Source organism: Stenotrophomonas sp. YJH_SMC_53, assembly GCF_059369995.1.
The window spans coordinates 288,078-303,452 of the sequence record NZ_JCAFTF010000002.1; the positions used below are offsets into that span (position 1 = coordinate 288,078).

At 66.5% G+C, this 15,375-nt stretch carries 15 protein-coding genes; 10 read left to right on the forward strand and 5 right to left on the reverse strand.

Annotated features, from left to right (window positions below; genetic code table 11):
- Positions 1–111: 111 nt before the first annotated feature.
- The 4 genes from AC5P7X_RS03940 (at position 112) to AC5P7X_RS03955 (ending at position 4,253) form a co-directional block, all read left to right on the forward strand.
- Positions 112–546: a BLUF domain-containing protein gene (locus AC5P7X_RS03940; protein ID WP_005416006.1), complete on the forward strand. Its 435-nt coding sequence runs from the start codon at positions 112–114 to the stop codon at positions 544–546.
- Positions 547–689: 143 nt separating this feature from the next.
- Positions 690–1,976, forward strand: a complete 1,287-nt coding sequence (locus tag AC5P7X_RS03945; RefSeq protein ID WP_053500381.1) for a nucleotide sugar dehydrogenase — start codon at positions 690–692, stop codon at positions 1,974–1,976.
- A gap of 55 nt (positions 1,977–2,031) precedes the next feature.
- Positions 2,032–3,654, forward strand: a complete 1,623-nt coding sequence (locus AC5P7X_RS03950; RefSeq protein ID WP_053500367.1) for an FMN-binding glutamate synthase family protein — start codon at positions 2,032–2,034, stop codon at positions 3,652–3,654.
- A 137-nt stretch (positions 3,655–3,791) separates the two neighbouring features.
- Positions 3,792–4,253, forward strand: a complete 462-nt coding sequence (locus tag AC5P7X_RS03955; RefSeq protein WP_053500365.1) for a GNAT family N-acetyltransferase — start codon at positions 3,792–3,794, stop codon at positions 4,251–4,253.
- 39 nt (positions 4,254–4,292) lie between these two features.
- Here AC5P7X_RS03955 and AC5P7X_RS03960 read toward each other — a convergent pair whose 3' ends face one another.
- Both AC5P7X_RS03960 and AC5P7X_RS03965 read right to left on the reverse strand, forming a co-directional pair.
- The gene (locus AC5P7X_RS03960) at positions 4,293–5,540 is read right to left on the reverse strand and encodes a TIGR03862 family flavoprotein (RefSeq protein ID WP_053500363.1); all 1,248 of its coding nucleotides are present in this window, start codon (positions 5,538–5,540) and stop codon (positions 4,293–4,295) included.
- Positions 5,527–5,961: an FKBP-type peptidyl-prolyl cis-trans isomerase gene (locus AC5P7X_RS03965; protein WP_206619770.1), complete on the reverse strand. Its 435-nt coding sequence runs from the start codon at positions 5,959–5,961 to the stop codon at positions 5,527–5,529. Before AC5P7X_RS03965 ends, AC5P7X_RS03960 begins: the two co-directional genes overlap by 14 nt.
- Before the next feature lie 70 nt (positions 5,962–6,031).
- Here AC5P7X_RS03965 and AC5P7X_RS03970 point away from each other — a divergent pair, with 70 nt between their 5' ends.
- From AC5P7X_RS03970 to AC5P7X_RS03985, 4 genes are all read left to right on the forward strand, one after another.
- Positions 6,032–6,397 carry a DUF6164 family protein gene (locus AC5P7X_RS03970; RefSeq protein ID WP_053500359.1) on the forward strand — a complete coding sequence of 122 codons (366 nt, stop codon included), beginning with the start codon at positions 6,032–6,034 and terminating at the stop codon, positions 6,395–6,397.
- A 436-nt stretch (positions 6,398–6,833) separates the two neighbouring features.
- Complete coding sequence (locus AC5P7X_RS03975; RefSeq protein WP_053501115.1) at positions 6,834–7,601, forward strand: sulfurtransferase; 768 nt, start codon at positions 6,834–6,836, stop codon at positions 7,599–7,601.
- A 192-nt stretch (positions 7,602–7,793) separates the two neighbouring features.
- On the forward strand, positions 7,794–8,789 hold the full coding sequence (locus AC5P7X_RS03980) for an LLM class flavin-dependent oxidoreductase (RefSeq protein WP_329841763.1): 996 nt from the start codon (positions 7,794–7,796) through the stop codon (positions 8,787–8,789).
- Positions 8,790–8,859: 70 nt separating this feature from the next.
- Positions 8,860–9,357: a pyridoxamine 5'-phosphate oxidase family protein gene (locus AC5P7X_RS03985; protein WP_005416015.1), complete on the forward strand. Its 498-nt coding sequence runs from the start codon at positions 8,860–8,862 to the stop codon at positions 9,355–9,357.
- Positions 9,358–9,469: 112 nt separating this feature from the next.
- On the opposite strand, the gene AC5P7X_RS03990 is transcribed toward AC5P7X_RS03985, so the two are convergent.
- On the reverse strand, positions 9,470–10,129 hold the full coding sequence (locus tag AC5P7X_RS03990) for an exopolysaccharide biosynthesis protein (RefSeq protein ID WP_069137917.1): 660 nt from the start codon (positions 10,127–10,129) through the stop codon (positions 9,470–9,472).
- Entirely contained in the window at positions 10,113–11,417 is a 1,305-nt protein-coding gene (locus tag AC5P7X_RS03995) for a hemolysin family protein (RefSeq protein WP_049410714.1), read from the reverse strand. Before AC5P7X_RS03995 ends, AC5P7X_RS03990 begins: the two co-directional genes overlap by 17 nt.
- Before the next feature lie 292 nt (positions 11,418–11,709).
- Here AC5P7X_RS03995 and AC5P7X_RS04000 point away from each other — a divergent pair, with 292 nt between their 5' ends.
- Together AC5P7X_RS04000 and AC5P7X_RS04005 are read left to right on the forward strand one after the other, a co-directional pair.
- Positions 11,710–12,336, forward strand: coding sequence for a DUF47 domain-containing protein (locus AC5P7X_RS04000; RefSeq protein WP_004152833.1), 627 nt, complete (start codon positions 11,710–11,712; stop codon positions 12,334–12,336).
- Between the two features lie 13 nt (positions 12,337–12,349).
- Positions 12,350–13,471, forward strand: a complete 1,122-nt coding sequence (locus tag AC5P7X_RS04005) for an inorganic phosphate transporter (protein WP_019658889.1) — start codon at positions 12,350–12,352, stop codon at positions 13,469–13,471.
- A gap of 362 nt (positions 13,472–13,833) precedes the next feature.
- Here the strand turns inward: AC5P7X_RS04005 and AC5P7X_RS04010 are convergent, their stop codons facing one another.
- Positions 13,834–15,330, reverse strand: coding sequence for a S10 family peptidase (locus AC5P7X_RS04010; RefSeq protein ID WP_329841766.1), 1,497 nt, complete (start codon positions 15,328–15,330; stop codon positions 13,834–13,836).
- Positions 15,331–15,375: the final 45 nt, after the last annotated feature.

The window sequence follows — 15,375 nt, forward strand, 5'->3', positions numbered from 1 at the left end:
GTAGCCCAGCTGCGGGATCCCGACCCGATTGCAGTGGAGCGGCGGTGTGCTTAACTGTCGCTCCCATTCATGTCATAGTCCAAAGCATCGTTCCCAGGGGGGAGCCACCCGATGTCGCTGCACGCGATTGCCTATGCCAGCGAGGCCCGCGCCGACCTGCAGACAACCGATCTTGACCGCCTGCTGGCCGATGCCACCGCATTCAACCGAGTAGCCGGTGTCACGGGTGTGCTGATGTTCGATGGCAGCCGTTTCCTGCAGTACCTGGAAGGCCCGGAGGATGGCATCGATTCGGTGTACCAGCGCATCGCCAATGCGCGCAGCCATGGACAACTGAAGGTGCTGTGCCGCGCGCCGGTGGCGCAGCGGGCATTCCCGCGCTGGTCGATGGGGACCCGGCGCATTGAGGCAGAACTGCTGGTACAGATCGTCGACGCCTCATGGCCGGGCTTCGTGCTTGGCTGCGGTGGCTTCGAGCGCCTGCTGCAGGCCTGGACCGGCGCCGATGGTGAACTGGAGCCGGCCGCGGTCGCACTGGGCTCCTGACCCCACCTTGGCGGCCGGGCACCCGGGCCGTTAGGCTGTAGCCTTTCTGGCATGGATCTTCCCGGAGTGGCAAAGCGAATGAGTAGGTCGGCCATGCCCATGGCAGTACGCATGCGATTTCAGCCGTTGCATGGGATGCGGCGTTGAGCGCGCCGCTTGCGGCAGCAGCGTCGCCGCGCTTCGCGGTGATCGGGCTGGGCTACGTGGGCCTGCCGCTGGCGGTGGCCTTCGGCCGGCACTGGCCCACGCTGGGCTTCGACATCGATGCTGATCGCATCGCCGAGCTCCGCGACGGCCAGGACCATACGCTGGAAATGGAGGCCGATGAGCTGGCCAGTGCACAGCAGTTGCAGTACGGCAGCGATCCGGCATTGCTCGATGCCTGCAATGTCTACATCGTTACCGTGCCGACCCCGATCGACGCCTATGAGCAGCCCGATCTGGAGCCGCTGCGTTCGGCAACGCGGCTGATCGCCAGCCACCTGCGTGCGGGTGACCTGGTGATCTACGAATCCACGGTGTACCCCGGCACCACCGAAGAGGTCTGCGTGCCGTTGCTGGAGCAGCTTTCCGGGCTGCGCTTCAACGAAGACTTCTACTGTGGTTACAGCCCGGAGCGGGTCAGCCCCGGCGACCGCCAGCGGCGCCTGGCCGATATCCGCAAGATCACCTCGGGGTCGACACCGGAAGTGGCTGCGGTGATTGATGGCCTGTACCAGCGCATCATCGCCGCCGGCACCTTCCCGGCGCCGTCGATGCGTGTGGCCGAAGCGGCCAAGGTGGTGGAGAACATCCAGCGTGACGTCAACATCGCGCTGGTCAATGAGCTGGCGCTGATCTTCGACCGGCTCGGCATCGACACCCAGGATGTGCTCGACGCCGCCGGCAGCAAGTGGAACTTCCTGCCATTCCGCCCGGGCCTGGTCGGCGGCCACTGCATCGGCGTGGACCCGTACTACCTGCTGCACAAGTCCGAGAGCGTGGGCTACCACCCGGACCTGATCCACACCGCGCGGCAGGTCAACAACCGCGTCGGTGAGCATGTGGCGTCGCGTGTGCTGGCAATGCTGGCCGAACGTGGCCGCGTACCTGCGCAGTCGCGTATCCTGGTGCTGGGCGTGACCTTCAAGGAGGATTGCCCGGACCTGCGCAACAGCCGCGCGCTGGAACTGGCGCAGCGCCTGCGTGATGCCGGCGCACAGGTGGAGGTCAGCGACCCGTGGGTCGGCCCGGCGGCATTGGCCGACGCGGGCGTGCACTGGCTGGCCGAGCCGGTGGCGGGGAGTTACGACGCCGTCGTCCTGGCAGTGGCCCATGCCAGATTCAAAGCCATGGATGACGCCGCAATCCAGGCGCTGCTGGCACCGGGCGGCATCGTCTACGACGTGAAATCGGCCTGGCCGCGCAATGTGGTTGACGGTCGCCTGTAAACGCCGGTGACGGCCGGCGCGGTAGACTCGCAGGCAGTTGCAACCAAGGAACGCCATGCACCGGTATATCGTCTACCTGCTCGCCATCCTGATGTTTCCCATCTGCCTGTGGTTGGCCACGATCTGGCCGGCCTGGTACTGGGGCGTCGGCCTGACTGCCGCGATGGTGGCGCTGGGGACCTGGGATCTGCTGCAGAAGCGCAGCACGCTGCGCCGCAACTATCCGGTGATGGCGCATTTCCGCTATGGCCTGGAATCAATCGGCCCGGAAATCCGCCAGTACTTCGTGCAGAGCGACCTGGAGGACGTGCCGTTCTCGCGCCAGCAGCGTGCGCTGATCTACCAGCGCGCAAAGAACGAAATGGACACGGTGCCCTTCGGTACCCTGCGCAGTACCTATGCGGTGGATTACGAGTGGATCAACCATTCGCTGGCTCCCACCTCCATTGCCAAGCATGATTTCCGCGTGCTGATTGGGCCGAACTGCGCCAAGCCTTATTCGGCCAGCGTGTTCAACATCTCGGCGATGAGCTTCGGTTCGCTCTCGGCCAACGCGATCCGCGCATTGAACGAAGGTGCGCGGCGCGGCGGCTTCTACCACGACACCGGCGAAGGTTCGATTTCGCCCTACCACCGCGAGATGGGCGGCGATCTGGTCTGGGAAATCGGCTCGGGCTACTTCGGCTGCCGTGACGAGAAGGGTGGTTTCAGCGAAGAGCGCTTCGTCGCCAACGCTACCCATGACCAGGTCAAGATGATCGAGATCAAGCTGTCGCAGGGTGCCAAGCCGGGCCACGGCGGCGTGCTGCCGGCACCAAAGGTGACCGCCGAAATATCGGTGACCCGTGGTGTTCCGATGGGGGTGGACTGTGTATCGCCGTCGCGTCACTCGGCATTCTCGACGCCGGTCGAACTGTTGCAGTTCGTGGCCCGGCTGCGCGAGTTGTCCGGTGGCAAGCCGGTCGGTTTCAAGCTGGCCATCGGCCACCCCTGGGAATGGTTCGGCATCGCCAAGGCGATGCAGGAAACCGGGCTGCTGCCGGACTTCATCGTGGTCGATGGCGCCGAGGGAGGCACCGGCGCGGCACCGGCTGAATTCGTCGACCATGTCGGCGTGCCGATGCATGAAGCACTGCTGCTGGTGCACAACACCCTGGTCGGCCTGGACCTGCGCGAGCGCATCCGCATCGGTGCCGCTGGCAAGATCACCAGTGCGTTCGACATCGCGCGCACCGTCGCGCTGGGTGCCGACTGGTGCAATGCCGGCCGAGGCTTCATGTTCGCGCTGGGCTGCATCCAGTCGTTGAGCTGCCACACCGACAAGTGCCCGACCGGCATCGCGACCCAGGACCCCGCGCGCTGGAAGCATCTGGATGCACCGGACAAGGCCACCCGTGTGTACAGCTATCACGAGCACACGCTGCATGCCTTGAAGGAACTGTTGTGCGCGGCGGGCCTGAACGATCCGGCCGAGCTGGGGCCGGAGCACATCCTGCGTCGCGTGTCGCCGGTGGAAATCCGTTCGCTGGCGTCGCTTTACCGTTACCTGGAACCGGGCGAGCTGCTGCACACGGTGCCCGACCATGCGGTGTTCCATGCATTCTGGGCCGATGCGCGCAGCGACTCGTTCCAGCCGCCGCCGAAGATCCAGGCTCTGCGCGCCAGCAAGTCGCGGTAGCGTGATGTTGTAGAGCCGAGCCCATGCTCGGCTGTTCTTCGTTCCGACCTCGCGATGACTGATTGAAAAGCAGTCAAGTATGGCTTGACTCTACAGAAAGGCAGCCGAGCATGGGCTCGGCGCTACAAGGAGGCGCCATGCAGTTCAGGACCGGTAGCATCGACGATGTCGCCACGCTGTGGGCGCTGCGCACGCGCTGTGTGCGCGAAACCTGCAGCAGCCATTACCCTCCCGAGGTCATTGCACCGTGGTCGGCCTCGCCGCCACCGTCGCAGTACGCGCGGCTGTTGTCGCAGGGCGGATGCGTGGTGGCCGAGGACGGGCAGGGTGGCCTGCTCGGCTTCGGCGTCTTTGATGTCGATGCCAATGAAGTCGACGCGTTGTTTGTCAATCCCGATCGTGGCGGCGAGGGGATCGGCCAGGCGCTGATGCAGCGCCTGTTGGCAATGGCCGATCGTGAGCGCGAGGTGGTGCTGTCGGCGTCGCTCAATGCCGTGCCGTTCTATCAACGGCAGGGCTTTGTCAGCGTGCGTGAGGAAGCCTATGCGCATCCCAGCGGTGTGGCGTTGGCCTCGGTGAGCATGCGCAGGCCGTGGTGATGTGGCTTCGAGCATGGGCTCGACGCTACCCCGCAGGCGTCACCGCTCCGCCAACCAACCGATCACGCCCTCGGCGGCACGCCGGCCACTGGCGTAGCACGCGGTCAGCAGGTAGCCGCCGGTGGGGGCTTCCCAGTCCAGCATTTCACCGGCGCAGAACACGCCGGGAACGGCCCGCAGCATCAGGCCGTCATCCAGCGCATCCAGGCGCACGCCACCGGCGGTGCTGATCACCTCGGCCATCGGCCTTGGGCGCAGCAGGCGCAGCGGCAGGCGCTTGAGCGTGGCAGCCACAGCCGCCAGGTCGTTGCCGGCCTCCCTGCCAAGAATCTCGAACACGAGTGCGGCCTTCACCGCATCCAGACCTGCCTGGCGGCGCAGGTGCTCGCCGAAGCTTCGGCCCTTGCGGGGGCGTGACAGGTCGGCCAGCAGGCGCGCCTCGTCGCGACCGGGCACCAGGTCCAGCCACAGCATTGCGTGGCCATCGCGGTTGATGGTCTCGCGCAGGTCGGCGGCCAACGCGTAGACCAGACTGCCTTCAATGCCATATTCGCTGGCCACGCACTCGCCCTGCAGCGACCGCGGTTGTCCAGCCAGGTCGATCCAGTGCGCGATCACCGGCTTCAATGGTGCGCCGGCATTGCGCTGGGCAAAGAACGGCGTCCAGTCCACGTCGAAGCCACAGTTGGCTGACTGCAGCGGCGCGATGTCCACGCCACGCGCCTGCAGTGGCACGACCCAGGCGCCATCACTGCCCAGCTGCGGCCAGCTGCCCCCACCCATCGCCAGCACGGTGGCATTGGCGCGGACATCGACTTCGCCCGCATCGGTGGCAAAGCGCAGGGCGCCGTCGTCGCTCCAGCCGATCCAACGGTGGTTGGCGTGCAGGCGCACGCCCTGCTCCTTCAACCGGCGCACCCAGCCGCGCAGCAGCGGCGCCGCCTTGCGGTCGACAGGGAACACGCGGCCGGAGCTGCCCACATAGGTTTCCACGCCCAGGCCGTTGGCCCAGTCACGCAGTGCCTGTGCGTCGAAGCCGTCCAGCCAGCTGCCGACCACAGCGGCCTGCTCGCGGTAGCGGCTGTCGAACAACGGCCGCGGATCGGAATGGGTGAGGTTGAGGCCGCCCTTGCCGGCGATCAGGAACTTGCGGCCAGGCGACCCCTTGGCCTCGTACAGGTCGACCTCCAGCCCAGCGGCACGCAGGCGTTCGGCGGCGAACAGGCCCGCCGGGCCGCCGCCAATGACGACCACCCGATGGGGCATGGCGGCATTACGGTTTGACATCGAGCAGCTCGACGTCGAACACCAGCGACGAGCCCGCCGGAATCGGGCCGACCTTGCGGTCCCCGTAACCGTAGTCCGGCGGAATCATCAGCGTACGCTTGCCACCGACCTTCATGCCGGCCACGCCCTCATCCCAGCCGCGGATGACCTGGCCGGCGCCGAGCGCGAAGGTGAACGGCTCGCCGTGCTTGAAGGAGCTGTCAAAGGTCTTGCCGTGCTTGGTTTCGGTACGGTTGTCGTAGATCCAGCCGGTGTAGTGCACCGTGACCTTGTTGCCGGCGATGGCTTCGGCGCCGGTGCCGGGTACGGTATCGATCCGCTGGAAGGTGGTCAGCGTGCCGCCGGGCGGCGGGCCGGAGGGTTCGGTCGAGCAGCCAGCGGCGGCGAGGGACAGCAGCAGGGGAAGCAGCAGGCGGCGCATCGGGCGTCTCCAGAAGGGCGCGGGGCGAGGGCGGCAAGGGTAGCGCATCGGCGCCGGGTATCATGGGGTCATGGCAAAACTCCTGCTCAATCTGCGCAATGTCGGTGACGACGAATATGCCGATGTCTGCACGCTGCTCGACCAGCACGGCATCGCCTGGTATCGCACTGAACCCAGTCCGTGGGGCATTTCCAACGGTGGCCTGTGGCTGCGCGACGACGATGATCATCCGCGTGCGAAGGTGTTGATGGCGGAGTACCAGGCGGCGCGCGGCGTGCGCGTGCGGGCTGAACGCGAGCAGGCATTGCGCGAGGGGACGGCGGAGACATTCGGCAGCCTGTTCCGGCGCCGGCCGGCCTATGTGGTGCTGGTGCTGCTGGCGATGGCCGGTGCGGCGGCACTGGTGTTGCTGCCGTTCGTGCTGTTGCGGGGGTAAGGGGGTGCGGCCGGGTTGCACCCGGCACCCGCAGAGGCAACGGCAATGTCAAAAGCTGGTTTCCGTGGGATGGCGCGGCGGTGTGGGCAGGCGGGACACGCCGTAGACCCCGCTTCGCGGTCCGGCCCAGCCGCTGGCGGCTGGGCGTTCGGGCGCCTGCGAAGCAGTGCTTCGCAAGCAAAGCGCCTCACCCCTGGGGGCTCGATGGCGCCTTGCTCGTGTGCGCTGTCCTGCGCACACGGCAAGACCGGGGTTGGGCGTCCTGCCCAACCCGCCCGAGGCATGCCTCGGGCCCATGGCGCCAACGGTCCCGCCTGCCCACACCGCCCCGCCTCTGACAGGTTCTGGGTACCTGCCGGGGTCGGATCCCTCTGCCGCGCAGAGGGCTCTGACCCCTGAATCTGTCTGTGCGGGCGGGAGGCGCTAAAATGGCGGGATGATCGCCAATACCGCTGCCTATCATTTCGCCGTCATCGACGCCCCCCAGGCCCTGTGCGACCAGCTGCTGGCCCGTGCCGAGACGGCGGAGCTGCGCGGCACGATCCTGGTGGCGGGCGAGGGACTGAACCTGTTCCTGGCGGGGGCGCCGGAGGCGGTTGAGGGCTTCTATGCAGCATTGCATGCCGATGCGCGTTTCGCCGACATGCGGGTCAAGACCAGCCTGAGCAAGCATCAGCCGTTCGCGCGGCTGAAGGCCAAGGTGAAGGACGAGATCATCAGCTTCCGCCGCGATGACGGCCAGCCGCTGGACTATCCGCGCGCACCGTCGGTCGATCCTGCCACCGTGCAGCGCTGGCTGCGGCAGGGCCATGACGATGCCGGCAAGCCGGTGGTGATGCTCGATACGCGAAATCTGCAGGAAGTGGAGTACGGCACCTTCAAGGATGCGCTGGTGTTGCCCATCCGCAAGTTCACCGACCTGCCCGAGGCGCTGGCGCCGCATCGCGATGCGCTGCGGGACAGCACCGTGGTCAGTTTCTGCACTGGCGGCATCCGCTGCGAGAAGGCCGCGCTGTGGATGGTCAATGACGGCATGGACAATGTGCTGCAGCTCGATGGCGGCATCCTCGGCTACTTCGAGGAGGTGGGCGGCGAAGGCTACGAAGGCCGCTGCTTCGTGTTCGATGAGCGCGTGGCGCTGGATGCCGAGCTGAAGCCGATGGTCGACCAGCCGCTGCCCGAGCCGCGCCCCAGCGCGTTCTGACCGCGCTTGTGTAGAGCCGGGCCCATGCTCGGCTGCTGTTGGTCGACGAAAGGCAGCCGAGCATGGGCTCGGCTCTACACGATCCGGTGGGCGCTGAACCTGCCCTGCGGGAATCAGCATCCCGCCACCGTCACTGGCCGCTGCGCCCGGCCGCCCCCATGCAAAGGTGATCCTGTGACGGAAAAACGCCTGATGATCCCGTTGTCGATCCTTGACCTGGCCCCGGTCTGCGAGGGTAGTGACACCACTGCCGCCTTCGCCAACATGCTGGAACTGGCCCAGCACGCCGATGCGCTGGGCTACCGCCGCTACTGGCTGGCCGAACACCACAACATGCCCGGCATCGCCAGTGCCGCCACCGCCGTGCTGATCGGCCATGTTGCCGGTGGCACCCAACGCATCCGGGTCGGCGCGGGCGGCATCATGCTGCCCAATCATGCCCCGCTGCAGGTGGCCGAGCAGTTCGGAACGCTGGCCTCGCTGTATCCGGACCGCATCGACCTTGGCCTGGGCCGTGCGCCGGGCACCGATCAGCCGACCGCACGTGCACTGCGCCGCTATTTCGACAGCGCCGACCAGTTCCCGCAGGACGTGCGCGAGCTGCTGCATTATTTCGAGCCGGTGCAGCCCGGCCAGGCCGTGCAGGCCGTTCCCGGTGGTGGGCTGAGGGTGCCGACCTGGATCCTGGGATCCAGCCTGTTCGGTGCGCGCATGGCGGCCTCGATGGGCCTGCCGTATGCATTCGCCTCGCACTTCGCGCCCGACGCGATGGACGAAGCGCTGGCGGTGTACCGCCGCGAATTCCGTGCCTCGGCCACATTGAAGCAGCCGCACGCGATGCTGGCGCTGAACGTTGTCGCCAGCGACAGCGAAGCCGAGTCGCGTCGCCTGTTCACCAGCCAGCAGCAGAGTTTCGTCAACCTGCGCCGCGGCCGGCCGGGCAAGATCCCGCCGCCGATCGACGATATTGAAGCCTTCTGGGAGCCGCACGAAAAGCTGGGCGTGGAACGGGCCCTGGCCTGCACCGTGCTGGGCGATCCGCAGCAGGTGGCCGAGGGTATCGCCGCTTTCGTTGAGCGGCACAAGCCTGACGAGCTGATGCTTACTGCCAACCTGCATGACCATCGTGCGCGCCTGCGTTCCTTCGAGCTGGCGATGAATGCCTGGCATGGCCGCCACGCGGGCTGAACAACCGCGTCACGGCCCGTTGCGGCCGATCCGCGTCTGATGGGGGCTCCCCACTTCTGGAGTCCCCACCATGGCCGAGACCCGCGCCGAACACATTGCCCAGCTGGCTGAACTGATCAAGGACGTGGAGGTGGCGATGTTCACCACCACCGGCGTCGACGGGCGACTCTACAGCCGGCCGTTGGCCACCCAGCAGGTCGCCTTCGACGGTGACCTGTGGTTCGTGATCACCGCCGACAGCCCGAAGGTGGCCGAGATCGCGCTCGACCCGCGCGTCAATGTGGCCTATGCCTCGCCATCGAAGAACACCTATGTGTCTGTGGCGGGGCGGGCGCGGGTTGTCGATGATCGCGCGAAGATCGAAGAGCTGTGGTCGCCGGCGATGAAGCTGTTCTTCCCCGCCGGCAAGGAAGACCCCAACCTTCGCCTGATCCACGTGCGCGCCGATAGCGCCGAATACTGGGATGGCCCGGGCACCTTGCTGGGCAAGGCGTTGAGCTTCGTGCTGTCGGCGGTGCAGGACGATCCGGCACCGCTGGCGGACAACGGATTCGTCGACCTTCGGTGATTGCTGCATCCATGCGTGGCGTGGATCTACCGGATGCGGGGAGTGCCAGCCGCTGGCCGGCAACCCTGGAAACGTGGCAGCCGGCCCGCGGCCGGCTCTACCGGATGCCACTTCAGAACCAGCGCTGGAACAGCTCCACTGTATAGCCCACCAGCTGCCCGGAACTGAAGCCGAAGAACGCGATCGCCACCAGCGCTGCGATCCAGTTGAACAGCATCAATGCACCATCGCGCTCCAGCAGTGCCAGCGAGAACAGCAGCAGCTGGAAGCCGAACAGGAAGTTGGTGAACGGAATCGGCAACGACAGCAGGATGCCCAGCAGTACCAGCAGCAGGCCGCTGAAGGCGTGCGCGGGCAGCGGTGTCAGCAACTGCGGCAGGCGAGGCTTCAGCATCCTGTCCAGCCGCCGCAACGGGCGATCGATACGGTCCAGGAAGCGGTGCATGGTGCCGCGCTTCGGCCCGCGTCGGGCAATGAAACCGGGCAGCCAGGGCCGGTGCAGGCAACACAGCATCTGCAGGCCGATCAGGACCACCAGTGGGCCGCTGACCGCCCCCCCCATGCCCGGGATCGGGATGAACGAGGGCAGGATCGCCACGAACAGGAACACGCCGAACGCGCTCTGCTGCAGGTTGCTGAGGATCTGGCCGAGCGGCATGTGCTCGGCGGGATCGCCGGAGGCGAACATCTCCAGCAGGGTGCGGATGCCCTCGTTGCGGTAGGCCGCGCGCTGAGCGCCCTGGCCCTGGCCAGCCTCAGGCGGTGAGCTCATCGGCCTGCTCGTCGGACAACGTGCGCAGCAGCAGCTTGTCCACCCGCGCACCGTCCAGGTCGACCACCTCGAAGCGCCAGCCGGCCCAGTCGAAGTACTCGCCTGCGTGCGGGATGCGGCCGAAATAATGGATGCACATGCCGGCCAGGGTGTAGTAATCGCCGTCCTCGGCATCGGGCAGCTCGTTGCTGCCGATCAGCTCGCGCAGGTCTTCGATCGGCAGTGAGCCATCCACGAGCAGCGAACCGTCCTCGCGGGTCACCACCAGCGCATCCTCGTCGGCATTTTCTACGGCCTGCAGGCGGCCGACCACGGCGCCCATCAGGTCGCTGATGGTCACCAGGCCCTGGATCTCGCCGTACTCGTCCACCACCAGCGCCATCGACTGCTGTTCCTCGCGGAAGATCTCCAGCAGCTTCATCGCGTGGGTCGATTCGGAGACGTACAGCGGTTCGCGCAGGGTCTGGAACAGCGCGTTGTCGCCGCGCGCCATGCGCGTGGCCAGCGATTTCAGCTCCAGCACGCCGACCACGTCCATGTCGTTGTCGCGGTACACCGGGTAACGGGAGAACTCGTGCTCGGCCATGATGTCCAGATTGCGCTCCAGCCCGGCCTGGGTGTCGAGCCAGGCGATGCGGTTGCGCGGCGTCATCAGGCTGTCGGCGGTGCGGTCGCCCAGGCGCATGACCCGGTTCATCATGTCGCGCTCGTGGGCGTCGATCACGCCGGCCTCGTGGCTCTCGGCCACCAGCATCCGGATCTCCTCTTCAGTCACCTGCGCGGCCTCGTCCTTGCCCAGGCCCAGCACCTTCAGCACCAGCTGGGTGGTCTTGGACAGGAGCCAGACGAAGGGCAGGGCGAGCCTGGCCAGCCAGCTCATCGGCATCGCGACCAGGCCGGCAATGGCCTCGGAACGTGTCAGGGCCAGGCGCTTGGGCACCAGTTCGCCGAAGATCAGCGTGATGAAGGTGATCAGCGAGACCGCCAGAGCGGTGCCTACTTCGCGCGCGTACGCAAAGCCGGGCATCAGGCCCTGCAGCCAGCCGGCGATCGCGTCGCCGATCGCATCGCCACCGAGGTAGCCGGTCAGTACGCCGATCACGGTGATGCCGATCTGCACGGTGGACAGGAAACTCTCCGGCTTCTCCGAAAGCTCCAGCGCCTTGGCGGCGCGCTTGGAGGTGGCGGCCATCTGCTTCAGGCGGCTCTTGCGCGAGGTCATGACCGACATCTCGGACATGGCGAAGAAGCCGTTCAGCAGAACCAGCGCGAAGACAATCAGGATCATTTCAAACACGGGCGTCGTCCCCGGTTGGTGGCAGGGAGGGCGGGTGCTTGCGATGGCGGCAGGCGCTCAGGAACGGGGTCCGGCGCGGCGCAGGGGGATAAGGGTCGTCGTCCATAAGGTGCGCCCGAAGGCGCGCTGGCATCTTAGCAAAGGGGCGTGGCAGGGTGGCAACCGCCTGTTCAGGTTGGGGGTCCCAGAGCCAGGAAAGGGCGCGGGGATACCCGTGATGGTCATCTAGCCGTCATAATTCGCTCTGGTGCCGTCCTTCCCGCGACGGCTGACAGGTTTCTCAATGTTCTCTCTGCAGACCATTTTCGGTTCCGGCAAACAGTTCTACACCCTGCTCGATGAGGCTGCTGTCGCGGCTTCCGATGCCGCCAAGGCGCTGCATTCCATGCTGCGCGAGGCCGACCGCCAGCCCGCGCTGGACGCCTTCAAGCTGGCCCGCCTGCGCGAACGCGCGGCCTCGGACAAGATCAGCCAGGCGCTGGTCGACAGCTTCATGACCCCGATCGAGCGCGAAGACATCGAAGCGCTGGGTTCGGCCCTGTACAAGATTCCGAAGCAGATCGAGAAGTTCGCCGATCGCTATTCGCTGGCCACGACCCACCTGGAGCACATCGACTTCGCGCCGCGCGCGGCGATGCTGGAACAGGCCGCCGGCGTGGTGGTGGAGATGGTGGCCGACCTGCGCCACATGAACCTGGACCGGATGACCGCGCTGAACGAGAAGCTGCGCTCGCTGGAGAACGAGGCCGACCGCCTGATGCTCGAGCTGTACCGCGACATCTACTCCGGTCGCCTGGACAACCTGCAGATGTTCCTGCTGAAGGAATTCTTCGAGATCCTGGAAAAGGCCATCGACCGTTGCCGCGAGGCCGGCGTGGTGGCGTACCAGATCGTGTTGAAGAACAGCTGACGGACGCCGCCGCATGTTGACCCTTGTCCTGGTGGTGATCCTGGCCGCGCTCGTCTTCGAGTTCATCAACGGCTTCCACGATACTGCCAACTCCATTGCCACCGTAGTGGCGACCAAGGTGCTCTCGCCCGGCTGGGCGGTGATGCTGGCCGCCTTCATGAACCTCATCGGTGCGCTGACCGGTACGGCGGTGGCGCTGACCATCGCCTCGGGCCTGCTCAACACCAACGTGGTCGAGGTCACTCCGCAGGTGATCCTGTGCGCCCTGCTGGGCGGCATCATCTGGAACCTGATCACCTGGTGGAAGGGCCTGCCGTCCTCGTCCTCGCACGCCCTGATCGGTGGCCTCTGCGGTGCCGGTCTGGCCGCGGCCCACAACAACTGGGACGCGCTGATCTGGTCGGAGCGCCTGGGCAGCTGGGCGCAGAACAAGGGCCTGCTGTGGAAGGTGTTCGTGCCGATGATCACCTCGCCGATCGCCGGATTCCTGCTCGGCATCGTGGTGATGGTGCTGCTGTGGGCGCTGATCGCCGGCCTGGCCAAGGTCGGTGGCGCCATCGGCCGCCTGGCCCGTCCGCGCATCGTCAATGCCTTCTTCGGCAAGGCGCAGATCGCCTCGGCGGCCTACATGGGCTTCGCCCACGGCCACAACGACGCGCAGAAGACCATGGGCATCATCGCGATGACCCTGATTGGTGCCGAAGCCACCGGCGCACTGAACGATCTGCCGTCCTGGCTGGCGTTCATGCACCCGGACGCGCACGCCGGTGACGGCATCGCCATGTGGATCGTACTGACCTGTGCAGTGGTGATGGCTGCCGGTACCGCCTCGGGTGGCTGGAAGATCATCAAGACCCTGGGCCACAAGATGGTCAAGCTGCACCCGATCCACGGCTTCGCCGCGGAGACCAGCTCGGCCACCATCCTGACCCTGGCGGCCCACTTCGGCATGCCGGTCTCGACCACGCACAGCATCTCCACCGCGATCATGGGCGTGGGCTTCGCCAAGAACCCGCGTTCGCTGAAGTTCGGCGTGATCGAGCGCATTGTCTGGGCCTGGATCCTGACCATCCCGGCCGCCGGCGGCTGTGCGTACCTGATCCTGAAGCTGTTCGAGCTGTTTGGCTGGACCTGATCGCCACGCCAAGGTGCACACGAAAAAGCCCGCCGATATCCGGTGGGCTTTTTCATGGGCAAAGAATTTTTCCGCACACAACGTGTCGACCAAGGTCGACACCTACCAGAGCAGAAACAGGGATCCGATCCCGTGCCGACCAACGGTCGGCACCCACCAGCAGCAGCGGGAAACTGTCGAAGGCGGGGTGGGTCCGGTTGCGGGGGTGTGAGCGGCATGGATGCCGCGACCAAGCCCCATGGACGGGTTTACGGCGTCCCCCGCAACCGGACCCGCTCCGCCAACCCACGGAATGCCCGCTTTTGCAGTTGCAGTGGCCGTGGCAGTCAGCGGGTGCCGGGCCGCAGGCCCGGCCGAACCCCTCAATTGCGTTGGAACAGCGCCTGCACATCCCTGCGGAACGCCGCCTGGCTGTCGGCCCGGCTGTAGAACATGTGCCCGCCCGGATAACTGCGCACCTGCACCCGGTCCGGATTGCTGCCCATCGTCGGCATCTGGTCCACGGTCAGGATCGAACCCATGAACGGACACGACAGGTCGTTCCAGCCATGCACGATCAGCACCTGCAGGTGCGGGTCGATCGCCACGGCCTGGCGCAGCTGGGTCACCGCGCCATCGCGCAGCTCGCCATTGCGGTCCCACAGCCGGTTCACGTCGTAGTTCAGCGCCTGGTACCGCGCATCCACCTTCCAGCCGACCACGCGCGTCACGAAGTCGACCATCGCCGTGGTGGTCGGCGCGATGATGCTGTCCAGCAGCGGATCGTTGGCGCGCTGCTCCGGATCGTTCGGGAATGGATCGAACGCGGTTACGTTGGAATCGTAGCGGCTGCCCAGCGTGCCCTTGTCGCGGAACACTTCACGCAGGTAGGCCTGGGTTTCCAGCCGACCACCGGCACGGCGCACGAACTGCGGGTCCAGCCCGGTCAGTTCGGTCACCCGGCGCAGCATTGCCTCGGTCGCCTGCGGATCGCTGCGGCCCTTCATCAACGCGGTGGCGTAGTCGCCACGGGTGTATTCCACTACTTCGCGCATCGCTGCATCGGTCAGCTTGCCCTGGCGCTCCAGGTGCGCGGCGGCGATCGACGGCAGGGTCTGCATCCACGCCATCGGCGAGACATCGGCGTTGTCTTCCAGGGTCGGGCTCAGGTATGGCGAGACCAGTACCAGGCCGTTCATCGCAACACCCAGCCGGGTCTGCAGGTAGTGGGTGATGCGTGGGCCGCGGTAGCCGCCGTAGCTCTCGCCGGTCAGGTACTTGCGCGACGACATGCGCTGGTTGCGCAGCAGCCAGTCGTAGATCGAGCGTGACAGGTATTCGATGTCGGCGCTGGGGTTGTACAGCGCCTTCTTGGCTTCGTCGTCGCCGATGCGCGCGCGGCTGAAGCCGGTGCCGACCGGATCGATGAACACCAGATCGGTGAAGTCCAGCCAGGTACCGGGGTTGTCGTGCAGCGTCGCCGGCGCCGACGCGCTGTCACCCTCGGAGCCGAAGGTCACCACCTTGGGCCCGATCGCGCCCATGTTGAGGTAGACCGACGATGCCCCGGGGCCGCCATTGAGCGCGAAGGTCACCGGCCGGTCCTTGCCCGGCATCGTGTAGGCGGTGAACACCACGTCGGCGATCACCTTGCCCTTGGCATCGCGTACCGGCAGGGTGCCGACGGTGGCGGTGTAGTCCAGGGTGCGGCCGGCCAGGCGCATGCTCTGGCGGGCCGAGGCGTCTGCGGGCAACGCAGGTGCCTCGGTCTTGTCGTCCTTCGGATCGGGCTTGGCGTCGGCATCAGGCGCGGCCAGCACGCTGGCTGGGGCGATGAGCAGGCCGACGCAGAGCGCGGCAGTGTGCAACAGGGACTTCATGGCACTGGGTGGGCAGCGGAAGGGGATTGCGATGCTAGGCCGGTG